The sequence below is a fragment of the Micrococcus sp. HMSC31B01 genome (genome assembly GCF_001816085.1).
GTDB classification, from domain to species: domain Bacteria; phylum Actinomycetota; class Actinomycetes; order Actinomycetales; family Micrococcaceae; genus Micrococcus; species Micrococcus luteus.
Map to the genome: position 1 here is coordinate 1 of NZ_KV825015.1, position 1,563 is coordinate 1,563.

General features: G+C 70.4%; 2 protein-coding genes. Both read left to right on the forward strand.

What is annotated here, in order from left to right; translation table 11 throughout:
- The first annotated feature begins 206 nt into the window (after positions 1 to 206).
- Entirely contained in the window at positions 207 to 821 is a 615-nt protein-coding gene (locus HMPREF3105_RS03645; protein ID WP_169577765.1) for a ClpP family protease, read from the forward strand.
- A gap of 41 nt (positions 822 to 862) precedes the next feature.
- Positions 863 to 1,528 (forward strand): ATP-dependent Clp protease proteolytic subunit, encoded by a 666-nt coding sequence (locus tag HMPREF3105_RS03650; protein ID WP_041104792.1) that lies wholly within the window; start codon positions 863 to 865, stop codon positions 1,526 to 1,528.
- Positions 1,529 to 1,563: the final 35 nt, after the last annotated feature.

Below are 1,563 nucleotides of genomic sequence, written 5' to 3' on the forward strand. Positions count from 1 at the left end.
TGGGGGCGCCGTCGTCGTCCCGGGGCCCCGGTGGGCGGCCCCGGGCGGGGTCCGCGACAACCTGCGCCAACAGCGAAACGCCGACGGCGTCCCGCGCGCTGGCCCGGACGCCCGGCTAGTGTCGGACTCGATCAGGGACCCGTCCGTCCGCGCGAGCGGCCGCCGTTCGGGAGGCCCGTGGACATCTCGACAGGAAGGCGGAAGTGATGACCGACATCACCCCCAGCATGCGTTCGGTGGACCCGGCGCAGCGCGAGGATTTCCTCTACACCCAGCTGCTGAAGTCGCGCATCGTCTGGCTGGGCGAGGACGTCCGTGACGACAACGCCAACGCGATCTGCTCCCAGCTGCTCCTGCTCTCGGCCGAGGACCCGGAGAAGGACATCTACCTGTACATCAACTCCCCGGGCGGCTCCGTCACCGCGGGCATGGCGATCTACGACACGATGCAGTACATCCCCAACGACGTCGTGACGGTGGCCACCGGCCTCGCCGCGTCCATGGGCCAGTTCCTGCTCGCCTCCGGCACCAAGGGCAAGCGCTACGCCACCCCCCACGCCCGCGTGCTGATGCACCAGCCCTCCGGCGGCATCGGCGGCACCGAGTCGGACATCCGCATCCAGGCCCAGCTGATCCTGCACATGAAGCAGGTGATGGCGGAGCTGACCGCCGAGCAGACCGGCCAGTCCGTGGAGACCATCCTCGAGGACAACGCGCGTGACAAGTGGTTCACCGCGCAGGAGGCCCTCGAGTACGGCTTCATCGACCACATCGCCGACCGTGCCGCGTCCGTGACCGGCGGCGGCGGCGTCCGGGGCTGAGCCCGGCCCGGACCGTCCCGACCCTCTCCAGGAGACCAAGAATGACCCAGTTCCCCGCCGGGCTCCCCACCGGGATGCCCTCCCTGCCCACGCCGGACGCGCGCTACATCCTCCCGCAGTTCGAGGAGCGCACCCCCTACGGCTTCAAGCGTCAGGACCCCTACGCCAAGCTCTTCGAGGACCGCATCGTCTTCCTCGGCGCGCAGGTGGACGACGCGTCGGCCGACGACGTGATGGCCCAGCTGCTCGTGCTCGAGGCGATGGACTCCGAACGTGACATCACCCTGTACATCAACTCGCCGGGCGGCTCGTTCACGGCCATGACGGCGATCTACGACACCATGCAGTTCATCCGCCCCGAGGTGCAGACCGTGTGCCTGGGCCAGGCCGCCTCCGCCGCGGCCGTGCTGCTGGCCGCGGGCGCCCCCGGCAAGCGTCTGGCGCTGCCCAACGCGCGCGTGCTGATCCACCAGCCGGCGATGCAGGGCGACCGCGGCACCGCCACGGACCTGCAGATCCACGCCCAGGAGATCAACCGGATGCGCGTGTGGATGGAGGAGACGCTGGCCTCCCTCACCAACCGCACGCCCGAGGAGGTCTCGCAGGACATCGACCGGGACAAGTTCCTCTCGGCCGAGCAGGCCCTCGAGTACGGCCTCGTGGACGAGGTCCTCGCCTCCCGCAAGATCACCCGCCCGTCTGCCTGACCGACGACGCCCGCCGAGGGGTCCGGCCGCGCGGC

What these genes read in the sequence shown, in the direction of transcription:
- HMPREF3105_RS03650 (WP_041104792.1), top strand. Translation starts at nt 863, where the DNA reads ATGACCCAGTTCCCCGCCGGGCTCCCCACCGGGATGCCCTCCCTGCCC.
- HMPREF3105_RS03645 (WP_169577765.1), top strand. Translation starts at nt 207, where the DNA reads ATGACCGACATCACCCCCAGCATGCGTTCGGTGGACCCGGCGCAGCGC.